This window comes from Sphingopyxis sp. (assembly GCF_035686825.1).
GTDB lineage: Bacteria > Pseudomonadota > Alphaproteobacteria > Sphingomonadales > Sphingomonadaceae > Sphingopyxis.
The window spans coordinates 79,933-103,906 of record NZ_DASRYZ010000007.1 but is presented as its reverse complement, the minus strand read 5'-3'; the positions used below and the strand labels follow the sequence as shown (position 1 = coordinate 103,906).

Sequence of the window (23,974 nt, the reverse complement as noted above, 5' to 3'; positions counted from 1 at the left end):
CGATCAGGCTCCCTGTTTGCGCACATAGCGGTGTGGAATGAATGGCATGGCGGTGACGGTGCAATGGACCAGCTTGCCGCGCACTTCGGCGGCGATCGCGGTGCCGGGCGCGGCGTGATCGCGCGGGACATAGCCCATGGCGATCGGTGCGCCGACGCTCGGCGCGAAGCCGCCCGAGGTCACGACCCCGATTTCATCCTCGCCGTCGAACAGCTTGGCGCCTTCACGCACCGGCAGCTTTCCGTCGACGGTGAGGCCAACGCGCTTGCGGGGCGGGCCGTCCTCGAGATGGCCGAGGATGCGCGCGGCGCCGGGAAAATTCTCTTCCTCGCGGCGGCGTTTGCTAACCGCGAAGCCGAGGTCGGCTTCGGCGGGGTCGATTTCGGGGGTCATGTCGTGGCCGTAGAGCGGCAGGCCCGCTTCGAGCCGCAGCGAGTCGCGCGCGCCGAGCCCGATCGGCTTGACTTCGTCCATCGCGCAGAGCGCGTCGGCAAAGGCCGTCAGCGCCTCGTCCGGCAGCGAGATTTCGAAGCCGTCCTCGCCGGTGTAGCCCGAGCGACTAAGGCCGATCGCATGGCCTTGCCAGGTCGCGCGGGCGGCCTGCATGAAGACGAGCGTCGCAGCTTCGGGCACCAGCCGCGCGAGCGCATCGATCGCTTTCGGTCCCTGCAGCGCGAGCAGGCCGTAATCCTCATTGTGATTGAGCGTGATGTGATCGGGAAGATTTTCGCGCAAGTGGCCGATATCGTCCCACTTCACCGCGCCGTTGACGACGATGCCGTACTGGTCGCCTTCGTTGGTGATCATCAGATCGTCGAGAATGCCGCCGTCTTCGTCGAGCAGCAGCGAATAGCGCATCCGGCCGGGCTTCAGCGCCGAAATATCGCCGGGGACGAGCGTTTCGAGCGCTTCGGCAACGCCGTCGCCCGAAAGCTGCAGCTGCCCCATATGGCTGACGTCGAACAGGCCGGCATTCTCGCGCGTCCAGAGATGTTCGGCCATGATGCCTTCATATTGGATCGGCATCCAATAGCCGGCGAATTCGACCATGCGGCCGCCCTTCGCGCGGTGCCAGGCGTCGAGCGGTAGGGTCGCCGTTTCGATCGGAGTTTCTTCATCTTCGCGCATATCGCACTCCCGTCGTTGACACGGCAAGGCGCGGCCCGGTGCCGCCCTGTGCCATGCCCCCTCTGTCACGGGAACCTGAGAGTTTTCCTCCATGATATCACGGAGTTACCCCTTCGGTGGTTCCGGCAGAATTGGCCGGAACGCTTTCCAGAGTGTCCGTTCCAGCCTGCGCGGTCCTGCTGACCTGAGAGTTTCCGGGGCGGTTGCTCCTTCGGTGGCGGGGTTGCCCCCGCGCTCTCCCGCGCGGCCGGTCGAATCCCTTGGCGGAACCCGACAGACGCCGCGAGCCTTGGCGCCGCGCCCCGGCGGAGTCAATCGGCGAGCGCGCGGATCGCGTCGTTTTCGTGGATATACACGCCCGAACCCTTTTGCCCGGCCAGCGCGACGATCGCGGCGGCGACACGGTCGCCCGAAATCGAGCGGTAGCGGCGGAAGGAGCCGTGGAGGAGCGCATCGGTCAGCGGCGCGGCGATCGTCGCCAGCCCTTCGGCGAGACGCTGCGGCCCCGGGCGGTCGCCGCGGAGCAGGCCGGGGCGCAGGAAATCGAGGCGATTGAAGCAGAGCGCGTGGAGATCATCCTCGGTCTCGCCCTTGGTGCGGAGGTAGAAATTGCCGCTCTTCGCTGCGGCGCCGACCGAGCTGACCGCGATCATGTGCGGCGTGCCGCCCGCCCTCGCCCCGCGCGCGGCGGCGAGTATGAGGTCGTGATCGACCGCGCGAAAGGCGGCCTGCGATCCCGCCTGGCGGATCGTGGTGCCGAGGCAGGAGATGAGGACGGCGGGCCGTTCGGCGGCGATGATGTCGCCCCAGCCTTCGGACGGCGCGACCAGTTCCCGGTGATGCGGGGCCAGTCCCTCGACCTCGCGCCGCGCGAGCACGGTGACGGGTGCGGATCCGAAACGGGCGATCACCGCGCGACCGACCATCCCGGTCGCCCCGACGATCAGCGCGTCAGGCATGGGCCAGCGCGGCGGGCACCGCGTCGCGGCCGAAGATATCGGCATAGCGGTCGATGGCGAAGCGGTCGGTCATGCCGGCGATATAATCACCGATATGCCGGTTTGTCGCGCATGTTTCGCCGGGCAGCCGCGCCGCCCAGTCGGCGCCCATCAACGCGGGATCGGCGGCATAGGCGGCGAAGAGGTCGGCGACCACCCGGTTCGCGGCCTCGGCGGCGGCGAGCTGTTCGGGGTGGTGATAGAGGTTCGCATACATGAAGCGTTTGAGTTCGCGTTCCTGCGCCGCCAATTCGCGCGAGAAGCCGCCGAGCGTGTGGCCCGCGGCGCGGACCTCGTCGGCGCTCGCGACGCCGGCATCGGCGACATTGGCGGCGGTCGCGGCGATCACATCGTTGACCATCACGCCGATCTGGTCGCGGACGAGTTCGCGGAGCAGCCGGTCGCGTGGCGCGCCGGGGAAGCGCCCCTCGACCGCGCGATAATTGGCCGCGACGAAGGGCTGCGCCATCAGCTGGTCGAGGTCGAGCAGACCGGCGCGCAGCCCGTCGTCGATGTCGTGATTGTCATAGGCGATGTCGTCGGCGATCGCCGCGACCTGCGCCTCTAGGCTGGCGTGACTGGCGAGATCGAGCCCGAAATCGCCGTCGATTTCGGCGAGCGCCCAGCCGGGGCTTGCGACGGGGCCGTTATGCTTGGCGAGCCCCTCCAAAGTTTCCCACGTCAGGTTGATGCCGTCGAACAGCGGATAGGGGCATTCGAGGCGCGCGAGCGTGCGCAGCGTGTGACCATTGTGGTCGAATCCGCCGTGCGCCGCCATCGCGGCCTTGAGCGCATCCTCGCCCGCGTGGCCGAAGGGCGGATGGCCGATGTCGTGCGCCAGACACAGGGCTTCGGTCAGATCCTCGTTGAGCCCGAGCGCGCGCGCGATGCCGCGGCCGATCTGCGCGACCTCGATACTGTGGGTCAGGCGGACGCGATAATGGTCGCCGTCGGGGGCGACGAACACCTGCGTCTTGTGGCGCAGGCGGCGAAAGGCGATCGAATGGATGATGCGGTCACGGTCGCGCTGAAAATCGTCGCGGGGACCGCGCACGACGCGGCCGGGTTCGGGGTGGCGGCGGCCACGGCTGCGCGCGGGGTCGCTGGCGCAGTTAGCGATCACGCAGATCCTCCCTGTCGCGCAGCGATGGGGAGGTGGCAGCGGCGAAGCCGCTGACGGAGGGGCTATGACGCGAGGTCGCTGCCCCTCCACCACGCCCTTCGGGCGCGGTCCCCCTCCCCATCGCTTCGCGACAGGGAGGATTGGGGTTCAATTTAGCCTCGCTCACTTGATCGGGTCGACGGTTTCGCCCGCCTCGCTGTCGAAGAGGAAGCCGTCGCCTTCGGCCTTTTTATAGTCGGCGAGCCAGTCCTGCGCCGCCTTGCGGTTGGCGAAGGGCCCGACGAGCAGGCGCCGCGTCTGGCCCCATTCGGCGGTCGACCCCGACTTGCCCTTGAACAGCGCGGCGTTGCGCTTGGCGAAACGATTATAGTCGAAGGCGAGCGCCTTGAGGTTTGAACCGGTCGCGATCTGGACCCAGATGCGCGCCGGGTTCGCCTTTTTCTTCGCGGCCTCTTCCTTCGCCTTGGCGTCGGCTTCGGCCTTCGCCTTGGCGGCCGCTTCCTCCTTTTCGCGCTTCGCCGCTTCGGCCGCTTCGGCCTTGCGCTTGTCTTCGAGCAGCATCGCGAGCGTGTCGGCGCCGATCGCATTGTCGGGTCGGCTCAGCTCTTCGGCCGGGATTTCGATCGACCCGACGATGTCGGCGAGCGACGCGAGCGGGGCGGACGCGGCAGCCGCGCTCGTGGCGGGCGAAGAAGCGGCCGGCGCGGGCGGCGATGTGGACGCGGTCGAACGGCCCATATCGGCGATCGAAAATCCGGGACCGATCGGTCCTTTTCCGGCGTCGACGGCCGCACCGACCGGTTCGGGTGCCGCCGCGGGCCGCGCGGGCGCCAGAGTGGAGCGCGCCGCCTCCGCCTGCGCGGATGTCGAGGGGGGAGGCTCGGCGACCGGCCGGGCGGCCGGCGGCGGCGCAGGCGTGGGTGTGCGCACCGCCGGTGCAGGCTCGGGTTTGCGCGTGGCGGGCATCGGCGCGGGCGTCGGCGTTACCGCTGCTGCGGGCCGCGGCCGGTCGGTCGCCGCCGGCTTGCCCGCCGCTGCGGGTGCCGGCGTCGCCGCCGCGACCTGCACAGGCGCACGTTTCGGACCCGGCTGGCCGCTGGGGAAGCGGCCGAAATGCGCCGCCGCGGCCTGCTGCGCGGGATTGAGCCGGTCCATCTGGAGCAGATAGGGGGTGATATTCTGCGCCATCGCGGGCGGCATCGTCGCGTTGACGATCTCGGTCGCTTCCTTGTCGCGGCCATTCATCGCAAGGATCATCGCGCGCAGCCGCCACGCGCCGCGATCCTGCGCGCGGAGTTGCGGGGTCAGCATGGCGATTCCGCGATCGGCGTCGCCGCTGATCCCGAGCGACAGCGCATAGCGCCGCGTCAATTCGTCATTGGGCGCGATCGACAGGGCGAGCTGATAGTCGCGCTGCGCCGCGTCCTGTTGCCCCAGCAGGTCGCGCGCGAGGCCGCGGTCGGCGAGGAACAGCCGTTCGGGGGCACCCATCAGCTGCGCCTCGCCGAAATAGTCGAGCGCGCGCGTCGGATTTTCCATATGGACCATCGCCGACCCGAGCGCCGCCTTGATCGTGCCGTCGCGCGGGCGAGCCTGTTCGGCGCGGACGAGGAAACCGAGCGCGGCGCGATAATCCTCGAGATCGATCGACGCGCGCCCCGCATCGAGCAGCGCCGCCGTGTCGCTGTTGTTCGCCGCGATGCGGGCGAGCGACGACGACAGCAAGGTGCGCGCGGCGGTGCGCTTTTCCATCGCCGCCTTCGTCGCGGGGTCGGGCGGCGTCACCTGAGCCAGTACGGGCGCCAGCGCCGCGGTTCCAAGCAACAGCGCGCCGAGCGCGCGAACAAGATAGCGCGCGCGCGCCGGCTTCGCCGTCAATTTCACCTGCCGCATGGGCAACTCATCCCGATTTCCGGCCTGCCGTGCCCGGCGGGCGGCCGCTCGATAGCCCCGTTACTGGTTGTTCTGCCGTCCCAGAAAACGCGGAATATCGACCCCGTCGTCCTTGCCGCCCTCTTCGGCGTCGGGGGTCGATGCCCCGCGCGAGAGCCGCGACATGCGTTCGAACAGCGTGCCGCCGCCGACCGAGCGCGCCGGTGCTTCGGCCGGAGCCTCCGCCGCGGGCGCCGAACGATAGTCGCTCGCCGGGGCTTCGGGCGCGTCGAGCACCAGTTCGTCGGCGGTATCGTCATAGGTCGCGGCGACCTGCGACAATTCCATCGGCTCTTCTTCTTCCGCCACAGCGGGGGCTTCGGGTTCGGCGGCATCGCCGAGCGAGAAGCCGGGTGCCGGATCATTGTCCTGGGCCACCGGCGCTTCGGCGACCGGCTCTTCCTGCACAGCCGGTTCGACCACTTCTTCGGCCACCGGCGCGGGCGCAGCCGTGCGGGCAGGTGCGAAGGAGAAGCTGCGCGTCGCGGGCGCCGCCTGCGCCGCTTCGCCCGTGCCGTCGATGCCGGTGGCGACGACCGAGACGCGGATCTTGCCGTCGAGGTTGTCGTTGAAGGCGCTGCCCCAGATGATGTTGGCGTCGGGGTCGACCAGCTCGCGGATATGGTTCGCGGCCTCGTCGACTTCCATCAGGCGCATGTCCTCGCCGCCGGTGATCGAGATGATGACGCCCTTCGCGCCCGCCATCGACACGCCGTCGAGCAGCGGGTTGGCGATGGCCTTCTGGGCGGCTTCGAGCGCGCGGCCGTCGCCTTCGGCTTCGCCGGTGCCCATCATCGCCTTGCCCATTTCGCGCATCACGCTGCGCACGTCGGCGAAGTCGAGGTTGATGAGGCCGGGCATGACCATCAGGTCGGTGATACCGCGCACGCCCTGCTGCAGCACTTCGTCGGCCATGGTGAACGCTTCCTTGAAGGTCGTGTTCGGGTTGGCGACGAGGAAGAGATTCTGGTTCGGAATGACGATCAGGGTGTCGACATGCTCTTGCAGCTCGGCGATGCCGGCATCGGCCGAGCGCATCCGCCGCGAGCCTTCGAACATGAAGGGCTTGGTCACGACGCCGACGGTCAGGATGCCGCGGTCGCGCGCCGCCTTGGCGATCACGGGCGCCGCGCCGGTGCCGGTGCCGCCGCCCATGCCCGCGGCGACGAAGCACATATGCGCGCCGTTGAGCGCCTCTTCGACCTGCGTGATGCTTTCCTCGGCCGCCGCGCGCCCGACCTCGGGCCGCGAACCCGCGCCCAGTCCCTGGGTGATCTGCGTCCCCAGCTGGATGCGCCGTTCGGCCGGCGAGGCGTTGAGCGCCTGCGCGTCGGTGTTCGCGACGACGAAATCGACGCCCTCGACGCGCGCCGCGATCATGTTTGCGATGGCATTGCCGCCCGCGCCGCCGACGCCGATCACCGCGATGCGCGGCTTCAGCTCGTCGACCTGCGGCGGGCCAATATTGATGCTCATCAAATAATCTCCCTGCAGCGGCGAACCGATGCCGCTTCCCTGCACCTTGCGACCCGTCGGGCGGTGGTCCTGCCGCCCGGATAACTGTTACCGCATTGCACTATTGTGACGTCGGAATCACCCAAAAAATTAACCTTTTCGACCATTCGATCGCTAAAAACTGCTTTTCAACGCGGCCATCAGCCGGTGGAGGATCGAGGTCCCCGCCGGCTTGTAAACATCCTGCGCCATCATCGGCAGGTCGCGAAGGTCGACGGGGTCCGATGCGGCATAGAGAACCAGACCCGCGAGCGTCGCGAAAGCCGGGCCGCCATGCGCATCGGGCAGGCCGTGCAAGCCGCGCGGTCGCCCGACGCGCGCGGCGCGGCCGAGCGCGGCCTGCGTATAGTCGGCGATGCCCTTGAGGTCGGCGCCGCCGCCGACGAGCACGACCTGGCGCCCGATCGGGCCGACGAAATGGAGGTCCTTCAAGGTGCGGCCGATCTCTCCCATCATCGCGTCGAGGCGCTGGCGGATCACCGCGACGAGCTGCGCGCGCGTGATGCGCGGGGAATCGCCGCCCGAAGGCGCGCCGGGTTCGAGCTCGATGATCTCGTTATTGTCGCGCGGACTGGCCGAGGCCGAACCATAGAAGCTCTGGAGCCGCTGCGCCTGGCTGCGGCGGATGCCGAAGGCCGAGGCGATGTCGTCGGTGATGTCGCTGGCGCCGAAGGGCAGCGACGCCATTTCGACGAGCATGCCGCCTGCGTAGAGCGACACGGTGGTGACCGCCGCGCCGAGTTCGACGAGCGCGACGCCCAAATCGCGTTCCTCCTCCGACAGGCAGGCGAGCCCCGCGGCGATCGGCGAGGCGACGACCGCGTTGACGTCGAGATGCGCCTGACGCACCGCCGCCTCGAGATTCCGCACCGGCGCGCCGTCGGCCATGATGATGTGGATGTCGACGCCGAGGCGGTCGGCGTGAAGGCCGATCGGGTTCTTGACCCCGTTGAGCCCGTCGAGCGTGTAGAGCGCGGGCTGGGCGTGGAGGATCATGCGGCCTTCGGGATCGATGCCGGCGCGGCCCGCGGCGAGCAGGTCGTCGACATCCTCCTGCTCGATCCGGTGCCCGCCGAGCTCGCTTTCGATCGGCGCGACGTCGCTCAAAAGGCTGCCCGCCGAGAAGCTGACCCAGACGTCGTCGATGTTGAGGCCCGCGATGCGCTCGGCCTGTTCGATCGCCTCGCGCACGACATGTTCGGTCTGTTCCATGTCGGCGACATAGCCGCGCTGGACGCCGCGGCTCTCGCGCTGGCCGGTGCCGAGGACGTGGAGCTGGCCGTCGGCGGTCTGCCCCGCGATCAGCGCGCAGACCTTCCACGACCCGACATCGAGCGCGGTGATGATCTTTTCGATGCGCGGCGGCGCCATGGCTCAGCCCTTCTCCGCCGCCGCGTCGGCGACGGCATCGACCGCGGCGCGCATGTCGTCGAGCTTCGCGGGCGCCACCTGCCCCTCATGCGGCAGGCGGAGGACGAAGCGCGCGGGGTCGCGCATGTCGAAGCGGAGGATGCCGCGGCCGAGCAGGCGGTTGGCGCCGTCCATATGCGCGAATTTGGCGAGCGCGGCCTTCGCCTCGGCCTCGCCCTCGGGCAGCGACAGCGTCTCGCCGCTGCGGAAGCGGAGGTCCCAGCGGCGGTTGCCGACCCAGGTCGCGCCGGCGAGCAATTCCTTGAGGCTGCTCGCCGAGGCGAGCAGGCGCGCGAGATCCTGCGACCGCTGGTTCGCGCGCGGCCCGATGACGAGCGGCAGGTCGGGCATGGTCGCGACGGTGACGGGTTCGAGCACGACGCCCTTTTCGTCGATCAGCGACAGGCGATTATTATGCTGCCAGATCGCCGCCGGGGTGCGCTCGACGATGTCGACGACGAGCGTGTCGGGAAGGCGGCGCGACACGCGCGCATCCTTGATCCAGCCATATTTCATCAGGTCCGCGCGGACATCCTCGAGGTCGACCGCCGCCATCGAGCGGTCCTTCTGCGCGAGCGCGATGTCATAGACCTTGAGCCGGTCGATGCGGTCGGCGCCGACGACCTCGACCTTCTTCACCTGAAAGCCCGCGCGGCCGACGGCTTGGGCATATTCCTCGTGGACCTTGGCGGTGACGCCGGTCGCGTGGGCGGCGATCGCCACGACGGCGCAGAGGCTGAGCCCGATCGTCCAGTTGGCGATCTTCTGCAGCCGCTGCGGGCTGACCGGCAGCGCGTTGATGATCGCGTTGAGGCGCGACTGCTGGATCTTGCGCCGCTTTTTCGGCGCGCGCGCGGGCCGCCTGGGCGGTGCTTTCCCGCGCTTGATCTGTGTCTTGCTCATGACAACGCTTCCCCCACGATGCGTTCGACGAGTTCGGCATAATCCATGCCCACCGCGCGCGCCTGTTCGGGCACGAGGCTGAGCGGCGTCATGCCGGGCTGGGTGTTGACCTCGAGCAGGAAGATGCCGGTGAGGCCATGTTCGTCGTCCCAGCGGAAATCCGAACGCGACGCGCCCTTGCAGCCGAGGAGGCGGTGCGCCTGAAGCGCGAGGTCCTTCATCCGCTGCGCGACGTCCGCGGGGACGTCGGCGGGGCAGACATGTTCGGTGAGGCCGTCGGTATATTTGGCGTCATAGTCGTAGAAGCCCGACTTGACGCGCAGTTCGGTGACGGCGAGCGCCTGATCGCCGAGCACCGCGACGGTCAGCTCGCGCCCCTTGATGAAGGGTTCGGCGAGCAGGCGGTCGAACTCCTGCCACGGGCCGACGGCTTCGCGCGCGATCGGGTTGCCGTAATTGCTGTCGTCCTTGACGATCGCAACCCCCACCGACGAGCCCTCGTTGACGGGTTTCAGCACATAGGGGCGCGGCAAGGGGTCGATGGAAAAGAGGCTTTCGCTATCGACCATCGTCCCCGTCGGCATGGGGATTCCATGCGGCACGAGGGCTTGTTTCGTCAACTCCTTGTCGATCGCGATCACCGAGGTGACGAGGCCGCTGTGGGTATATTTGAGGCCCATCAGGTCGAGCATGCCCTGCACCGTCCCGTCCTCGCCCGGGACGCCGTGGAGCGCGTTGAACACGACGTCGGGATTCGCCTCGGCAAGCCGCTGCGCGACGTCGCGGTCCATGTCGATGCGCGTGACCTTGTGGCCGCGCGATTCGAGCGCGTCGGCGACGCCGTTGCCGCTCATCAGCGACACTTCGCGCTCGGCCGACCAGCCGCCCATCAGGACGGCGACATGCCACGGACCCCGGCTCACTTGGCCTTCCCCACGCGCTGAATCTCCCATTGCAATTCGATGCCGCTTTTCGCCTTCACCCGGCGGCGGACTTCCTCGCCCAAGGCCTCGATGTCGGCGCTCGTCGCCTCGCCGGTATTGATGAGGAAATTGGTGTGCTTCTCGCTGACCTGCGCGCCGCCGACGGCGAAGCCGCGGCAGCCGGCCTCGTCGACCAATTGCCAGGCCTTGTGTCCATCAGGGTTCTTGAAGGTCGAGCCGCCGGTTTTCGAGCGCAGTGGCTGCGACGCCTCGCGGCTCGCCGAGATGCGGTCCATTTCGGCCTGAATGGCTTGCGCTTCGCCGGGGCGGCCGCGGAAGGTCGCGCCGATGACGACTGCGCCCTCGGGCAATTCGCTGTGGCGATAGGTGTAGCCCAAATCGGCGAGCGGCAGCGACTTGCGCTCGCCTGAACGCAGCACGACGTCGGCGTCGATCAATATATCCTTGACCTCGCCGCCATAGGCACCGCCGTTCATGCGCACGAAGCCGCCGACGGTGCCGGGGATCGAGCGGAGGAATTCGAGCCCCGCGATGCCTGCGTCGCGGGCGGTCGAGGAGACGAGGATGCCCGACGCACCGCCGCCGCAGCGCAGCGTGGTCGCGTCGATCGCCTCGACCTTCGCGAACGCCTTGCCGAGCCGGACGACGACGCCGGGGAAGCCGCCGTCGCGAACGATGAGGTTCGAGCCGAGCCCGAGCGCCATCACGGGGGTGGCGGGATCGAGGTCGCGCAGAAAGTCGGCGAGATCGTCGGCGTCCTTCGGTTCGAACAGCCAGTCGGCGGGACCGCCCGACTTGAACCAGACGAGCGGGGCGAGCGCGGCTTTGGGCGTGAGTTTGCCGCGAACATTTTCAAATGCCGTTTGCCCTGAGCTTGTCGAAGGGTGGTTCTTCCCTTTCTCCGTCGCGGAAGAAAAGGACGGTCCTTCGACAAGCTCAGGACGAGCGGTTTTGGGGTTGGAGGTCACTTCGCCGCCTCCACCGCGCTCGCCAGACCTGCCGCCATCTTCGTGATATCGCCGGCGCCGAGGCAGATGATCATGTCGCCCGCGCCGAGCTCGCCCGCCCGGATGCTCGCGGCGAGGCTCGCGGCGAGCGCGTTCGCGTCGGCGACGACTTGCGCGTGACGGTGGCCGCGGTCGCGCAGTCCAGCGGTGAGCGTATCGGACGAAACGCCGTCGATCGGGCTTTCGCCCGCGGCGTAGACGGGAAGCGCGAGCACCATGTCGGCGTCGTTAAACGCCTGCTGGAAATCGTCCATATGATCGCGCAGGCGCGTGAAGCGGTGCGGCTGGACGACGCCGACGACGCGCCCCGCCCCCGCCCCTTCGCGCGCCGCTGAAAGCACGGCGCGGATTTCGACCGGATGGTGGGCGTAATCGTCGATCACGGTCACGACGCCGTCTCCGGCAGCGATCTCGCCGACCTTGGTGAAGCGGCGCTTGACCCCGGCGAAGCCGTTGAAGCCAGTGGCGATCTTCGCGTCGCTGACGCCCATGTGCAGCGCGACCGCGATCGCGGCGAGCGCGTTCTGGACATTGTGACGCCCCGACATCGGCAGGTGAATCCCCTCGATCGTGCGGCTGTTGCCGTCGCGGTCGCGCACGACGACGTCGAAGCGGTTGCCGTCGGGACCCGGCGTCACATTGGTGCCGCGCACATCGGCTTGGGCGGAGAAGCCATAGGTGATGATGCGGCGGTCGCGGATGCGCGGGATGATCGCCTGCACCTCGGGATGGTCGAGGCAGAGCATCGCGGCGCCATAAAAGGGCACATTCTCGATAAACTCGACGAAGGCGTCCTTGATCGCATCGAAGCTGCCATAATGATCGAGATGCTCGGGATCGATGTTGGTGACGACCGCGATCGTCCCGTCGAGGCGCAGGAAGCTGCCGTCGCTCTCGTCGGCCTCGACGACCATCCAGTCGCTGGCGCCGAGGCGCGCGTTCGAGCCGTAATTGTTGATGATACCGCCGTTGATCACCGTCGGGTCGATCCCGCCCGCGTCGAGCAGCGCGGCGACAAGGCTGGTCGTCGTCGTCTTGCCGTGCGTGCCCGCGATCGCGACGGTCGATTTGAGGCGCATCAGTTCGGCGAGCATTTCGGCGCGGCGGACGAGCGGGATGCGGCCCGCGAGCGCGGCCTCGACCTCGGGATTGCCGCGCTTGACCGCCGTCGAAGTGACGACCACCGCGACGCCGTCGACGTTCGAGGCCTCATGCCCGATCGCGACCTTGATCCCGCGCCCCCGCAGCCCCTCGACGACATAAGAGTCGGCGATGTCGCTGCCCTGCACCTGATAGCCGAGATTGTGCATCACCTCGGCGATGCCAGACATGCCGATGCCGCCGATGCCGATGAAATGGATGGTGCCGATGTCGGTCGCGACGCCGCGCATCATTTGTCTCCCGCGCGGGTGGCGGCGACGCCGCCCGCGACCGCGGCCGAGCGCGACGGCGCGCCGACGCGGATCACGTCCATCATCGGCGGCGCGACGAGCGATTCGACGAGATCGGCGAGGTCGCGCGTCGCGTTCGGCAGGCCGCAGCTTGCCGCACGCTCGGCGGCTTCCTCGAGCGCGCCGGGTTCGAGCGCCATGCGCTGGATATGCTTCGCGACCTCGGCGGGAGTGAAGGCCGGCTGCTGAAAGGCGATCGCACCGCCCGCTTCGACGAGGTCGACGACATTCCACGTCTGATGATCGTCCATCGCGCTTGGATAGGGGACGAAGATCGCGGGGCGCCCCGCACAGGCGAGTTCGGCGACGGTCGACGCCCCGGCGCGCGCGATGACCATATGCGCCCAGCGCAGCCGATCTGGGAAATCCTTGATGTAGGACGCGCATTCGGCGGCGACACCGAGCTCGGCATAGCGGGCGCGCACCGCTTCCAGATCATCCTCACGGCATTGCTGGACGACCTGCAGCCGGTCGAGCAAGGCGCGCGGCAGCATCGCGATCGCGGCGGGCACGACCTCGCTGAGCACCGTCGCGCCCAAGCTGCCCCCTACGACGAGCAGGCGGAAGATGCCATCCTCGGGCAAAGGCGGGAAACCGTCGTCGCGGATCGCGATGATCTCGTCGCGCACCGGATTGCCGGTGATATGTTTCTTGAGCTCGTGCCCCGCGGGATAGCGCTGGATATTGTGATAGGCGACCGCGACCGCGTCGACGCGCGGCGCCATCATGCGGTTGACGCGGCCGAGCACGGCATTCTGCTCGTGGAGCACGCGCGGCCGCCGCGTCGCGCCCGCCGCGAGCAGGCTGGGGAGCGAGGGATAGCCGCCGAAGCCGACGACGACCGCGGGATCGAACTCGCGGATCAGGTCGATCGCTTGTCTGCGACCCTTGCGGATCGCGAGCGCGGCCTTGAGCCAGCCGACGGGACCGCCATGGACGCGGCCGGCGGGCAGGACATGCGTTTCCATCTCGGCGGGCGCGCCCGGAATCTTCAGCCCGCGGTCGTCGCTGACCAGCGCGACACGGTGGCCGCGCGCGATCAGTTCGCCCGCGAGGGCGTAGGCGGGCAGCATATGGCCTCCCGTCCCGCCGGCGGCGAGAAGAAAGTGGCGGGTTGCGGTCATTTCTTGTTCCAGTTGCGGGTCATCGACACCCGTGCCGCATAGGGGTTTCGCCGGGTCAGCGACAAGAGCAAACCCATGCCGATCGACAAAGCGATGAAAGACGAGCCGCCGTAGGAGATGAAAGGCAGCGTCATCCCTTTCGACGGGAAGATCTGCGTGTTCACCCCCATGTTGATCACCGCCTGTCCGCCGAACTGCGCGATCAGCCCCGCGACCGCGAGGATAAGAAAGCTGTCCTCCTCGTCGAGCAGGCGGACGAGCACGCGGACGATGATTGCCAGATACAGCGCCGCGATCGCGATGCACGCGATCATCCCGAACTCCTCGCCGATCACCGAGAAAATATAGTCGGTGTGCGCTTCGGGCAGCTGGAATTTGGCAAGCCCGGCGCCGGGGCCGGTGCCGATCAGCCCGCCGGCGGTGAGCGTCGCATGCGCCTTGTCGACCTGAAAGCTGTCGCCCTTGTCGAACAGCCAGATGTTGATGCGCTGCTGCGCGACGGGATAGAAGAAATAGGCGAGGATGAGGCCGGCGACGCCGGTGCCCGCGAGCATCCCCATGATCCGCATCGAGAGGCCCGCGACGAGCACGAGCACGAACCAGGTCGCGGCGAAAATGACCGTCTGCCCCAGATCGGGCTGGCCCATCAGCAGCAGCGCTATGACGCCGGTGAGCGCTGCGGCGAGCGGGACGACGGGCAGGCTCTGGTCGTGAAGGCGCAGCGACAGCACCCAGGCGAGCGACACCGCGAAAAAGGGCTTCAGAAATTCGGACGGCTGGAGACGGAGCATCCCGCTGCCGAGCCAGCGCTGCGCGCCGTTGACCGAGGTGCCGACCAGCGGCACGAGGAAGAGCAGGAAGAGGAAGGCGACGGTGCCGTAAATGGCGAAGCGCCGCGCCTGCGGCTTGGGCAGCATCGATACCATCAGCATCACGGGAACGCCGACGATCACCCACATCAGCTGGCGATAGAAATAATAGAGCGGATCAAGCGCCGCGGTCGAGGTCGAGAGTTTCTGCGCCGCGACGGGCGATGCCGCCGCGACCGCGACGAGCCCGACCGCGACGAGGATCGAGACGAGCAGCAGCAGGACGCGGTCGATCTCCCAGAACCAGAGGCCGAGCGGGGTGCGGTCGGCGCGGCTGAGGCGCGGGCCGCGGCGTTTGGTCGTGCGCGTGGCGGCGATCACCGGACGTTCGTTCGTCGCGTCCATATTGTCTCCCCCGCTCATGCCCCGAGCGCCTGTACGAGTTCGCGGAACGCGTCGCCGCGCTGCTCATAATCCCTGAACTGGTCGAAAGAGGCGCATGCGGGCGACAGCAGGACGATATCGCCCGCCTGCGCCGCCGCCGCCGCCTGCTTCACCGCCGTCGCCAGATCGCCCGACCGCTCGAGCGGAACAGCGTCGCCGATCTCGGCGGCGAAACCCTCCATCGCCTCACCGATCAGATAGGCGCGCTTGACGTGGCCGAACCAGGGCCGGCACGCGGCGAGCCCGTCGCCCTTCGCCTGCCCGCCGGCGATCCAGTGCAAACGCTGGTCCGGCGCCGGCGGGAATGCCGCCAGCGCCGGTGCAGCGGAAGCCGCGTTGGTGGCCTTGCTGTCGTTGAACCAGCGCACACCATCGGCTTCGCCGACCAATTCCATGCGGTGCGGCAGCGACTTGTAGGTCGCGAGCCCCCGCTCGATCTGCTCGTCATCCAGCCCCAGCACGCGGCACACCGCGATCGCGCAGACGGCGTTCTGGGCGTTGTGCGGCCCCTGCAGCGCGGGCCAGCGCGCCTGGTCCACCGGGTCGATATCCTTGCCCGAGACGCGGTGGAGGCGGTGATTGACGCGTCCCGCGATCATCTTCGACGGATCGTCGTCGACCGCGACGATCGCGACCTGATCGCGGTGCTGAAGGCTGAACAGGCGCGCCTTCGACGCCGCATAGCCGGCGAAGCCGTCGTAGCGGTCGAGGTGGTCGGGGCTAAGGTTGGTCAGCACCGCGATATCGCACGCGAGGCTGTGCGCGAGGTCGATCTGGTAGCTCGACAGTTCGAGGACGTAGACGCCGCCTTCAGGTAGCGGCTCGCGGCTGAGGATCGGCAGGCCGATATTGCCGCCCATCAGCGTCGGGATCCCCGCGCTTTCGAGCATGTGGGCGACAAGCGCGGTGACGGTCGACTTGCCGTTGGTGCCGGTGATGCCGACGAGCTTGTGCGGCGGAAGGTCGCCCTCAGCTTCAGCGAAGAGCTCGATGTCGCCGATGACGGGGACATGGGCTTCGCGCGCGTGCGCGGCGATCGGGTGGCGGTTCAATGGCACGCCGGGCGAGACGACGACGCCGGCGAAACCGACGAGGTCGATCTCGAGCGGATTGCCGATGTCGGCGCCGAGTGCCATCGCGTCGTCGCGCGCGTCCTCGCGCTCGTCCCACGCGGTGACGCCCGCGCCGCTGGCGACGAGCGCCTCGACCGTCGCGAGGCCCGAGCGCGCCAGTCCCAGCACCGCGTAGCGGCGGCCGGCGAAGGCGCGCGAGGTGATCACCGGAGTTTCAAGGTCGCGAGCCCTGCCAGCGCGAGGACGATCGAGACGATCCAGAAGCGGATGACGACGGTCGATTCGGGCCAGCCCAATTGCTCGAAATGATGGTGGATCGGCGCCATGCGAAAGACGCGCTTGCCGGTGCGCTTGTACCAGAAGACCTGGATGATCACCGACAAGGCCTCGACCACGAACAGTCCGCCGACGAGGACGAGCACCAGTTCGTGCTGCGCGGTGACCGCGATCGTCGCGAGCGCGCCGCCGAGCGCAAGGCTTCCCGTGTCGCCCATGAAGACGGCGGCTGGGGGCGCGTTGAACCAGAGGAAGGCGAGGCAAGCGCCGATGATCGCGGCGGCGAACACCGCGAGCTCGCCCGCACCGGGGACGTGCGGGATGCCGAGATATTCGGCGAACTTCACGTTACCCGAGAGATAGACGATGACGAGGAAGGTCAGGCTGGCGATGATCACCGGGAAGGTCGCGAGCCCGTCGAGCCCGTCGGTGAGGTTCACCGCGTTGCCGAAACCGACGATCAGCACCATCGCAAAGACATAATAGAGCGGGCCGAGCGGGACATAGACGTCGTTAAAAAAGGGCAGATAAAGGTCGGTGCCGGTGCGCGACACGATCAGTAGCACCGCGACCCCCGCGATCAGGAATTCGATGAGCAGGCGCACGCGGCCGGGAATGCCGCGGTGGCTGGCCTTGGTCACCTTGTCGTAATCGTCGAGGAAGCCGACGACCGCGAAGCCCGCGGAGACGAACAGACACGCCCAGACGAAACGGTTGGAGAGATCCATCCAGAGGAGCGCCGAAATCATCAGCGAAATGAGGATCATCAGCCCGCCCATCGTCGGCGTGCCCTTTTTGGCGAGGTGGCTCTGCGGGCCGTCGTCGCGGATCGGCTGCCCCTTCCCCTGCCGCATCCGCAGCATCAGGATGAAGCGCGGCCCGATCCACAGCCCGAGGATCATCGCGGTCGCGACCGCGGCGCCCGAGCGGAAGCTCAGGTAGCGGATGAGGTTGAGCGCCCCCGGAAAGCCAAGCCATTCCGCCAGCCAATATAACATCAATAATCCCCGTTGGTCAGCGCCGTCACGACATGCGACAGGCCGACGCTGTTCGACCCCTTGACCAGCACGGCGTCGCCGGGGCGGATCAGGTCACCGAGCCGCCCTACCGCGGCCGAGTGGGCGGGCACATGCTCGAAATCGATGCGGCCCTCAAGTGCTTTGGCGAGCGGCGCCATCTCTTCGCCGACAAGCAGGGCGAATTGCACTCCGGCCGCGACGAGCGGAGCGGCGAGCGCGGCGTGATAGGCCTCGCCGTCCGGGCCGAGCTCCTTCATCGCGCCGAGAATCGCGACCTTGCGGCCTGCGGATTCGGCGCCGAGCTGGCCGATCGTCGCCGCCATCGAGGCGGGGTTGGCGTTATAGCTTTCGTCGATGACGAGGATGTCGCCGCCGGGCACCTCGATGCGGTGGCGCGCCCCGCGCCCCGCCAGCCCGCCCATTTCGGCAAAGGCGAGGCCCGCCGCGGGCAGGTCGCCGCCGACCGCCTTCACCGCGGCGAGCACCGCGAGCGAATTGGCGACCCAGTGCGCGCCGGCCTGCGCGATCGTGAAGCAGAGCAGCGAGTCCTGCACCTGCGCGGTGACGAGCGAGCCACCCTGGCCATCGGGCAGCCAGTCGACCGCGCGGACGTCGGCGCCCTCGCTAAGCCCGAAGCTGACGATGTGCGCGGCATGCTGTTCGGCCTTGGCGCGCAGCCGTGCATAATGCGGGCTGTCGAACGGGACGATCGCGGTGCCGCCGGGTTCGAGCCCTTCGAAAATCTCGCCCTTCGCGTCGGCGATCGCTTCCTCGCTGCCGAAATACTCCATATGCGCGGGGGCGATGGTGGTGACGACGGCGACGTGCGGGTGCACCATGCACGTCAGCGCGGCGAGCTCGCCCGCATGGTTCATCCCCATTTCGAAGATGCCGTAATCGGCGCTGCTCGGCATACGCGCGAGGCTGAGCGGCACGCCGACATGATTGTTGTAGCTTTTGACCGAGCGATGCGCCCTACCCGGGCGGAAGCGGTCGAGCGCGGCGAACAGCGCCTCCTTGGTCCCCGTCTTGCCCGCCGATCCGGTGACACCGATGATGCGGCCATGACTGCGCGCGCGCGAAGCGATGCCGAGCGCGTTCAGCGCGGCGGCGCTGTCGGCGACGCGGACGTGCGGATGGTCGATTTGGGTTTCGCAGATTATGCCCGCGGCGCCTGCCGCGATCGCCTTGTCGATGAAGGCGTGGCCGTCGGCGCTCTCGCCCTTCATCGCGATGAAGAGATCGCCCTTCGTCACCTCGCGCGAGTCGAACGCGACGCCCTGGACGGTGAAGTCGGCGTTGGCGGTGCCGCCGGTGGCAGCGGCGATGCCGCGAGCGGTCCAGAGCGGGTTCATGCCGCCTCCTCGCGCGCGACGGTCACATCGTCGAAGGGGATAACGCGCATATCGTCGCCGCGCCCGACGATCTGGCCCTGTTCGTGGCCCTTGCCCGCGATGCAGATGATGTCGTCGGCGCGCGCCTCCGCAATCGCGGCGGCGATCGCGGCGCGGCGGTCGCCGATCACTTGCGCATTCGGGGCCGCAGCGGCGATCGCGTCGCGGATGGCGGCGGGGTCCTCGCCGCGCGGATTGTCGTCGGTGATGATGAGCGCGTCGGCTTTGGCGGCGGCGACCTTGCCCATTTCGGGGCGCTTCGCCTGGTCGCGATCGCCGCCCGCGCCGAAAACGAGGATCAGGCGCCCCGCCGCATGCGGGCGCAGCGCGTCGAGCGCGGCTTCGATCGCGTCGGGGGTGTGGGCGTAGTCGACATAGATCGGCGCGCCGCTTTTGGTGATGGCGGCGCGTTCGAGCCGCCCGCGCACCGGCTGGAGCCGCGCGAGGTTGGTGAGCGTCTGGCCAATGTCGCCGCCGGTCGCAATGACGAGTCCTGCCGATACCAACGCATTCGCGACCTGATAGGCGCCGATCAGCGGCAGGTTGACCTTGTGCGTAGCGTCGCCCGCCGCGATCATCAACGACTGGCCGAGCTGGGTCGGCTCGCGCGAGACGAGGCGGAGCGCCTCGCCCTTCGTGCCGACAGTCAGCAGGCGGATGCCGCGCGCCTTTGCCGCATCGATCACAGCGGACGAATAGTCATCGTCGGCCCAGACCACGGCCGCACCGCCCTGCTCGACCACCTCGGCGAAGAGGCGGAGCTTGGCCTGAAGATAAGCCTCCATCGTGCCATGATAGTCGAGATGGTCGTGGCTGAGGTTGGTAAAGGCGGCCGCCTTCACCGGCAGTCCCTCGGTGCGATACTGGTCGAGGCCGTGGCTCGACGCTTCGAACGCCGCGTGGGTGACGCCTTCGGCGGCGAGGCCCGACATGGTCGACAGAAAGGTGACGATGTCGGGCGTCGTGAGCCCGGTCGAGGCACTCTCCATCGAGGTCGTGATGCCGAGCGTGCCGATCGAGGCGGCGTTGAAGCCGGCCATGCGCCACAACTGGCGCGTCATTTCGACGGTCGAGGTCTTGCCGTTGGTGCCGGTGACCGCGACCGAGGTCGCCGGGAAACGATGGAAGAAGCGCGCGGCGATATGCGCGAAGGCGCGGCGCGGATTGGCGTCGGCGACATGCACCGCACCCTCCACCTCCGCCTCGGGCCGCGCGACGATCGCGACCGCGCCCGCTTCGACCGCGGCGGGAATGAAGTCCTCGCCGTTGAACTTTTCGCCAACGAAAGCGCCGAAAATGGTTCCCGGGGCGACCTTGCGATGATCGATCGCGAGCCCCGTCACCACGGGACCGCCCCCCTCCAGCGCCTGATCCTCGAGCAGCGCGGCGAGACGCATCAGTGCGTTTCCTCGCCTCTTTGCAGCAGCGGCGTGAGTTCGGAGACGTCGACGTCGCGGCTTTCGTCGGGGAATACGCCGAGCATCGGACCCGCGCGCGTCACGACCTTGCGCACCACCGGCGCCGCGGTCCAGCCCGCGGTGCGCTGGCCCGAGCTGTAGGCGTTGCCCTTGGGCTCATCGATCATCACGAGCACGATATAGCGCGGATTATCCATCGGGAAGGCCGCGGCGAAGGTCGAGACGAGCGAATGGCGGCGATACCCGCCCGCGCCCGGCTTTTCGGCCGACCCGGTCTTGCCGCCGACCCGGAAGCCGGGCGCGTCGGCCTGTTTGCCGGTGCCGTCCGAAACGATCAGCCGCAGCAGTTGGCGCATCCGCGCGCTGGTCGACGCCTTGAACACGCGGCGCCCCTGCGGCGGCGGCTTGTCGCCGAGCTTGAGCATCGTCGCGGGACGGTAGAGGCCGCCATTGACGAGCGCGGCGTATGCACTCGCGAGATGCAGCGGCGTCACCGCGATGCCGTGCCCGTAGCTGGTCGTCATCGTCGTCACCCGGCCCCAATTTTTGGGCCAGAGCGGGAAGGCGCGTTCCTTGAGCTCGATTTCGGGGCGCTTGTCGAAATCGACGCTGCGGAACAGCGCTTCCAGCTTTTCGCGCCCCAGCTCGTCGGCGATGCGCGCGGTCGCGATGTTCGAGCTTTCGATCAGCGTCTCGGGCACATTATACCAGCGACCGGGGTGGCTGTCGCGGATGCGGAAGCCCGCGATCGGGAGCGGCGCCGTCGCGTCATAGCGGCGCGCCATGCTGGTCACCGTGCCCGCGTCGATCGCGGCGCCGATCGAGAGCGGCTTGAAGGTCGACCCGAGCTCATAGAGATTATAGGTGACCGCGTTGCGGCGCGTCGTCGGATCGCTACCCGTCAGCTTGTTGGGGTTATAGGTCGGCAGCGAGGTCATCGCGGCGACTTCGCCGGTGTGGACGTCGAGGATGATGCCCGCGCCGCCGATCGCCTCGAGGTTGGTGACCGCCGAACTCAGCTCGCTTTCGAGCACGCCCTGCACGCGCGCGTCGATCGATAGTGCGAGCGGCTGGCCGCGCGTCGCCTCGTCGATCAGCCGCTGGTCGAACGCGCCTTCGACCCCCGTCACGCCATGGCCGTCGGCGTTGATGAAGCCGAGCACATGCGCCGCGAGGGTCAGCTGCGGATAGAGGCGTTCCTTTTCGCGCGGAAAGTCGAAGCCGACATCGCCGATCGCATTCACCGCCGCGACCTGATCGGGCAGCGCGCGGCGGCGGATATAGGTCGGGCGCGGCCCGGTCAGCTTTGCCAGCAAATCCTGGCGCGTCATGTCGGGGAAAATCTTGTGCAGCTCGGCCGCCAGATATTGCCGGTCGTTTAGCAGTTTCGCCGGCACGACGCGGATCGAATAGCCGTCGATCGTGCGCGCGAGCGGGACGCCGTTGCGGTCGACGATGTCGGCGCGTGCCGGGACGAACGCCGCGGCCGACGAATGGCCCGACGAGGTATCGAACAGCGCGAAATAGAGAAGACGCACCGACACGACGAAAAATGCCGCCATGAACAGCAGCATCAGGATCATCAAACGCTGTTGCGCGGTCAGCAATATCTGCTGCCGCACCCCGGCGGTTCGGACCCGCGTCGGTCGGACGACGAGCGTGTTCATCGGCCGGGCTTGCCTCCCGCGGCTTCGAGGGCGGCCGCGCGCTTCAGATCGGCGAGCGTCGATTCGGCGAGCAACTGATCCTCGATCATCTTGAGCTGTTCGCGGCGGCGCGTCGGCGCCATGCGCGGCGTCACGTCGCTGCGCACGCCGGTATCGGCCTGCGCGAGCTGGACCGGCTTGGGTGCGGCGGGCTTGGCCGCCGCGGGCTTCGTCGCCGTGGGTGCGCTGGCGACCGGGCTGTCCTTCGGCGCGGCGGGCACCGCGACCGGCGAGACCATCGCCATCAGCACCGGCGCCACCTCGTTGGCACCGCGCGCGCGCGGTAGCCGGTCGAGCGAGGCGAGCTGGCGTTCGTTTTCCAGATATTGCGCCGCGTCGGGCGCCGAATAGCCGAACGCATCGGCGTTCCACTGTTCGAGCTGGCGCATCGAGGCGCGCACCGCGAGTTCGGATTCGAGATAGCGGATATTGTCGCGCGCCTGGACGATATCGCGTTCGATACGCGTCAATTCGCTGCGCGTCGCCGCCACCTTGAGCGACACCGGATACAGCATCATCGCGAAGATGAGCACGAGCAGGACCAGGCCGATTCCCTGGAGCTTGCGGGCCGCCATCAGCATGACATCGCCTCCTTCATCGAACTATCCGGCCAGGCGGGCGCCGCGGTGCGGACCGCGCTGCGCAGCGTCGCCGAACGGGCGCGCGGATTGCGCGCTTCCTCTTCCTTGCCCGGGCGTATCTTGCGCGCCGGCGTCTCGAAGGTTGCGGCCCGCGCCAGAGGGATCGGCGCGGGCCGGTGACGCGAACCCGCGGCATCGCCACCGCTGCGTTCGCGCAGGAAATTCTTCACGATCCGGTCCTCGGTGCTGTGAAAGCTGACGACGGCGAGCCGGCCGCCGGGGCGCAGCAGCCGCTCGGCGGCGGAAAGGCCCGCGACCAGCTCGTCGAGCTCGCTGTTGATGTGGATGCGGATCGCCTGAAAGCTTTTGGTCGAGGGATCCTTGGGCGCGCCAGGCGGATGGCGCAGCGCCTTGCGGATCACGCTCGCGAGTTCGGCGGTGCGCGTCAGCGGGCGCGCGGCGACGATCGCGCGCGCGACGCGGCGCGACTGGCGTTCGTCGCCATAGTGGAAGAGCACGTCGGCGATCTCGGCCTCGTCGGCGCGATTGAGCCAGTCGGCGGCGCTTTCGCCCTCCTGCGCCATGCGCATGTCGAGCGGGCCGTCCTTTTGAAAGGAAAAGCCGCGTTCGTCGCGGTCGAGTTGCATCGACGAAACGCCGATGTCGAAGGTGATGCCGTCGACCGCGTCGATCCCGCGCTCGGCGAGCAGCCGGTCGATTTCGCCGAAGCGGCCGTGGACCAGCGTCAGCTTTCCGCCGGCTTCCTCAACGAGCGCCCGCCCTTCGGCGATCGCGTCGGGATCGCGGTCGCAGGCGACGACATCGGCGCCCGCGGCGAGCATCGCGCGCGTGTAGCCGCCGGCGCCGAAGGTCGCATCGACATGGCGCTCACCCGGGGCGATGGCGAGCGCGGCGATGACTTCTTCGCGGAGGACCGGGTCGTGGCGGGGATCCCTGGGGAGGAGGTCGGTCACTTGCGCCCCTTCCCTTTCGTCGCGTCCCACGACGCCGCGAGCCGCTGGAGAACCGGGTCGGCGTCGGCGCATTCGGCCAAGGTCGGCAGCCACCAGATTTCGAGGCGGCGGCCCGAGCCCACAAAAGCCGTCGCGCCGGCATCGCCGACGCGGTCGCGGTGGATGAAGCTGGGAAGGAAACGACCGCTGTCGTCGAGCGTGTAGGGCTCGGTATAGCTGAAGCGCTTCTTGAATTCGGCGTCCTCGTCGAAGTCGAGGTTGCGCAGCCGCGCGGTTTCGCGGTCGCGTTCGATCTCGCCGTTCAGCCGGTCGTACTGGTCCGGGCCATAAGCGACGAGGCAGGGCAGTTTTTCGTGGAAACCGACCCAGAGCACGCGCTGGCCGTCCGCATTGAGGGGCACATTGTTGCGGAACTGAGAGGGAACGGCGACGCGCCCCTTGCCATCGATCGCGGCGAAATTGGTGCCCGCATACTGGCCGGGCGTCACAATCGCCATCGCTCTGCCCCCCGTATCGCGCCACCGGGCAAAACTTTCCCGGCCCCGGAATCGCAGGATTCCGGATGGTTCGGCGCGGGTGGAGAATGCCCCTCTCCGATTCCTGAGTATCAACTATAGATCGGGGTGAAAAGGGGTATTTTAGGGTGAAATAGGGAATCTAGCCCCTATTTGCCGCAAAAAGCACTCCGAATTGGGTAAATGGCGGTCGCGCGGCGCAGCGGAGGCACCGTCGGACAGCTTCGATC

General features: G+C 68.3%; 20 protein-coding genes and 2 riboswitches. All 20 genes read right to left on the bottom strand.

Features of this window, described 5'->3' with window-relative positions:
- Positions 1-3: 3 nt before the first annotated feature.
- The 20 genes from gcvT to VFG17_RS18315 all read right to left on the bottom strand — a co-directional run bounded on the left by gcvT (position 4) and on the right by VFG17_RS18315 (position 23,726).
- A complete protein-coding gene (gene gcvT / locus VFG17_RS18410; RefSeq protein ID WP_325030832.1) occupies positions 4-1,128 on the bottom strand; it encodes a glycine cleavage system aminomethyltransferase GcvT in 1,125 nt (374 codons plus the stop codon).
- Positions 1,129-1,180: 52 nt separating this feature from the next.
- Positions 1,181-1,289: riboswitch (glycine riboswitch) on the bottom strand.
- Positions 1,290-1,380, bottom strand: a riboswitch (glycine riboswitch).
- Between the two features lie 59 nt (positions 1,381-1,439).
- On the bottom strand, positions 1,440-2,087 hold the full coding sequence (locus tag VFG17_RS18405) for an NAD-dependent dehydratase (protein ID WP_325030831.1): 648 nt from the start codon (positions 2,085-2,087) through the stop codon (positions 1,440-1,442).
- A complete protein-coding gene (locus VFG17_RS18400; protein ID WP_325031421.1) occupies positions 2,080-3,255 on the bottom strand; it encodes a deoxyguanosinetriphosphate triphosphohydrolase in 1,176 nt (391 codons plus the stop codon). Before VFG17_RS18400 ends, VFG17_RS18405 begins: the two co-directional genes overlap by 8 nt.
- Before the next feature lie 156 nt (positions 3,256-3,411).
- Positions 3,412-5,142 (bottom strand): SPOR domain-containing protein, encoded by a 1,731-nt coding sequence (locus VFG17_RS18395; RefSeq protein ID WP_325030830.1) that lies wholly within the window; start codon positions 5,140-5,142, stop codon positions 3,412-3,414.
- A gap of 60 nt (positions 5,143-5,202) precedes the next feature.
- The gene (ftsZ, locus tag VFG17_RS18390) at positions 5,203-6,657 is read right to left on the bottom strand and encodes a cell division protein FtsZ (RefSeq protein WP_325030829.1); all 1,455 of its coding nucleotides are present in this window, start codon (positions 6,655-6,657) and stop codon (positions 5,203-5,205) included.
- Positions 6,658-6,810: 153 nt separating this feature from the next.
- The gene (gene ftsA, locus VFG17_RS18385) at positions 6,811-8,067 is read right to left on the bottom strand and encodes a cell division protein FtsA (protein WP_325030828.1); all 1,257 of its coding nucleotides are present in this window, start codon (positions 8,065-8,067) and stop codon (positions 6,811-6,813) included.
- Between the two features lie 3 nt (positions 8,068-8,070).
- Positions 8,071-9,009: a cell division protein FtsQ/DivIB gene (locus tag VFG17_RS18380; protein WP_325030827.1), complete on the bottom strand. Its 939-nt coding sequence runs from the start codon at positions 9,007-9,009 to the stop codon at positions 8,071-8,073.
- Entirely contained in the window at positions 9,006-9,932 is a 927-nt protein-coding gene (locus tag VFG17_RS18375) for a D-alanine--D-alanine ligase (protein ID WP_325030826.1), read from the bottom strand. The genes VFG17_RS18380 and VFG17_RS18375 overlap by 4 nt, the downstream gene beginning before the upstream one ends.
- Positions 9,929-10,921: a UDP-N-acetylmuramate dehydrogenase gene (gene murB, locus VFG17_RS18370; protein ID WP_325030825.1), complete on the bottom strand. Its 993-nt coding sequence runs from the start codon at positions 10,919-10,921 to the stop codon at positions 9,929-9,931. The genes VFG17_RS18375 and murB overlap by 4 nt, the downstream gene beginning before the upstream one ends.
- Positions 10,918-12,351 (bottom strand): UDP-N-acetylmuramate--L-alanine ligase, encoded by a 1,434-nt coding sequence (gene murC, locus VFG17_RS18365; RefSeq protein ID WP_325030824.1) that lies wholly within the window; start codon positions 12,349-12,351, stop codon positions 10,918-10,920. Before murC ends, murB begins: the two co-directional genes overlap by 4 nt.
- A complete protein-coding gene (murG, locus tag VFG17_RS18360) occupies positions 12,351-13,535 on the bottom strand; it encodes an undecaprenyldiphospho-muramoylpentapeptide beta-N-acetylglucosaminyltransferase (protein WP_325030823.1) in 1,185 nt (394 codons plus the stop codon). Before murG ends, murC begins: the two co-directional genes overlap by 1 nt.
- The gene (locus VFG17_RS18355; protein WP_325030822.1) at positions 13,532-14,767 is read right to left on the bottom strand and encodes a putative peptidoglycan glycosyltransferase FtsW; all 1,236 of its coding nucleotides are present in this window, start codon (positions 14,765-14,767) and stop codon (positions 13,532-13,534) included. Before VFG17_RS18355 ends, murG begins: the two co-directional genes overlap by 4 nt.
- Entirely contained in the window at positions 14,764-16,068 is a 1,305-nt protein-coding gene (murD, locus tag VFG17_RS18350) for a UDP-N-acetylmuramoyl-L-alanine--D-glutamate ligase (RefSeq protein ID WP_325030821.1), read from the bottom strand. Before murD ends, VFG17_RS18355 begins: the two co-directional genes overlap by 4 nt.
- A complete protein-coding gene (gene mraY / locus VFG17_RS18345; RefSeq protein WP_136173809.1) occupies positions 16,065-17,135 on the bottom strand; it encodes a phospho-N-acetylmuramoyl-pentapeptide-transferase in 1,071 nt (356 codons plus the stop codon). Before mraY ends, murD begins: the two co-directional genes overlap by 4 nt.
- Positions 17,135-18,511 carry a UDP-N-acetylmuramoyl-tripeptide--D-alanyl-D-alanine ligase gene (locus VFG17_RS18340; protein WP_325030820.1) on the bottom strand — a complete coding sequence of 459 codons (1,377 nt, stop codon included), beginning with the start codon at positions 18,509-18,511 and terminating at the stop codon, positions 17,135-17,137. The genes mraY and VFG17_RS18340 overlap by 1 nt, the downstream gene beginning before the upstream one ends.
- Positions 18,508-19,947, bottom strand: coding sequence for a UDP-N-acetylmuramoyl-L-alanyl-D-glutamate--2,6-diaminopimelate ligase (locus VFG17_RS18335; RefSeq protein ID WP_325030819.1), 1,440 nt, complete (start codon positions 19,945-19,947; stop codon positions 18,508-18,510). Before VFG17_RS18335 ends, VFG17_RS18340 begins: the two co-directional genes overlap by 4 nt.
- Positions 19,947-21,635: a penicillin-binding protein 2 gene (locus VFG17_RS18330; RefSeq protein WP_325030818.1), complete on the bottom strand. Its 1,689-nt coding sequence runs from the start codon at positions 21,633-21,635 to the stop codon at positions 19,947-19,949. Before VFG17_RS18330 ends, VFG17_RS18335 begins: the two co-directional genes overlap by 1 nt.
- Positions 21,632-22,255 carry a hypothetical protein gene (locus tag VFG17_RS18325; RefSeq protein ID WP_325030817.1) on the bottom strand — a complete coding sequence of 208 codons (624 nt, stop codon included), beginning with the start codon at positions 22,253-22,255 and terminating at the stop codon, positions 21,632-21,634. Before VFG17_RS18325 ends, VFG17_RS18330 begins: the two co-directional genes overlap by 4 nt.
- Positions 22,249-23,229 (bottom strand): 16S rRNA (cytosine(1402)-N(4))-methyltransferase RsmH, encoded by a 981-nt coding sequence (gene rsmH, locus VFG17_RS18320; protein ID WP_325030816.1) that lies wholly within the window; start codon positions 23,227-23,229, stop codon positions 22,249-22,251. The genes VFG17_RS18325 and rsmH overlap by 7 nt, the downstream gene beginning before the upstream one ends.
- Positions 23,226-23,726: a division/cell wall cluster transcriptional repressor MraZ gene (locus tag VFG17_RS18315; RefSeq protein WP_325030815.1), complete on the bottom strand. Its 501-nt coding sequence runs from the start codon at positions 23,724-23,726 to the stop codon at positions 23,226-23,228. The genes rsmH and VFG17_RS18315 overlap by 4 nt, the downstream gene beginning before the upstream one ends.
- Positions 23,727-23,974: the final 248 nt, after the last annotated feature.

Bases quoted from the DNA above. Each gene is read 5' to 3' on its own strand.
- VFG17_RS18315 (WP_325030815.1), bottom strand. From the start codon at position 23,726: ATGGCGATTGTGACGCCCGGCCAGTATGCGGGCACCAATTTCGCCGCG.
- gcvT (WP_325030832.1), bottom strand. From the start codon at position 1,128: ATGCGCGAAGATGAAGAAACTCCGATCGAAACGGCGACCCTACCGCTC.
- VFG17_RS18340 (WP_325030820.1), bottom strand. From the start codon at position 18,511: ATGAACCCGCTCTGGACCGCTCGCGGCATCGCCGCTGCCACCGGCGGC.
- ftsA (WP_325030828.1), bottom strand. From the start codon at position 8,067: ATGGCGCCGCCGCGCATCGAAAAGATCATCACCGCGCTCGATGTCGGG.
- VFG17_RS18335 (WP_325030819.1), bottom strand. From the start codon at position 19,947: ATGCGTCTCGCCGCGCTGCTCGAGGATCAGGCGCTGGAGGGGGGCGGT.
- ftsZ (WP_325030829.1), bottom strand. From the start codon at position 6,657: ATGAGCATCAATATTGGCCCGCCGCAGGTCGACGAGCTGAAGCCGCGC.
- murC (WP_325030824.1), bottom strand. From the start codon at position 12,351: ATGCGCGGCGTCGCGACCGACATCGGCACCATCCATTTCATCGGCATC.
- murG (WP_325030823.1), bottom strand. From the start codon at position 13,535: ATGACCGCAACCCGCCACTTTCTTCTCGCCGCCGGCGGGACGGGAGGC.
- VFG17_RS18380 (WP_325030827.1), bottom strand. From the start codon at position 9,009: ATGAGCAAGACACAGATCAAGCGCGGGAAAGCACCGCCCAGGCGGCCC.
- VFG17_RS18325 (WP_325030817.1), bottom strand. From the start codon at position 22,255: ATGCTGATGGCGGCCCGCAAGCTCCAGGGAATCGGCCTGGTCCTGCTC.
- mraY (WP_136173809.1), bottom strand. From the start codon at position 17,135: ATGTTATATTGGCTGGCGGAATGGCTTGGCTTTCCGGGGGCGCTCAAC.
- VFG17_RS18355 (WP_325030822.1), bottom strand. From the start codon at position 14,767: ATGAGCGGGGGAGACAATATGGACGCGACGAACGAACGTCCGGTGATC.
- VFG17_RS18330 (WP_325030818.1), bottom strand. From the start codon at position 21,635: ATGAACACGCTCGTCGTCCGACCGACGCGGGTCCGAACCGCCGGGGTG.
- VFG17_RS18405 (WP_325030831.1), bottom strand. From the start codon at position 2,087: ATGCCTGACGCGCTGATCGTCGGGGCGACCGGGATGGTCGGTCGCGCG.
- VFG17_RS18395 (WP_325030830.1), bottom strand. From the start codon at position 5,142: ATGCGGCAGGTGAAATTGACGGCGAAGCCGGCGCGCGCGCGCTATCTT.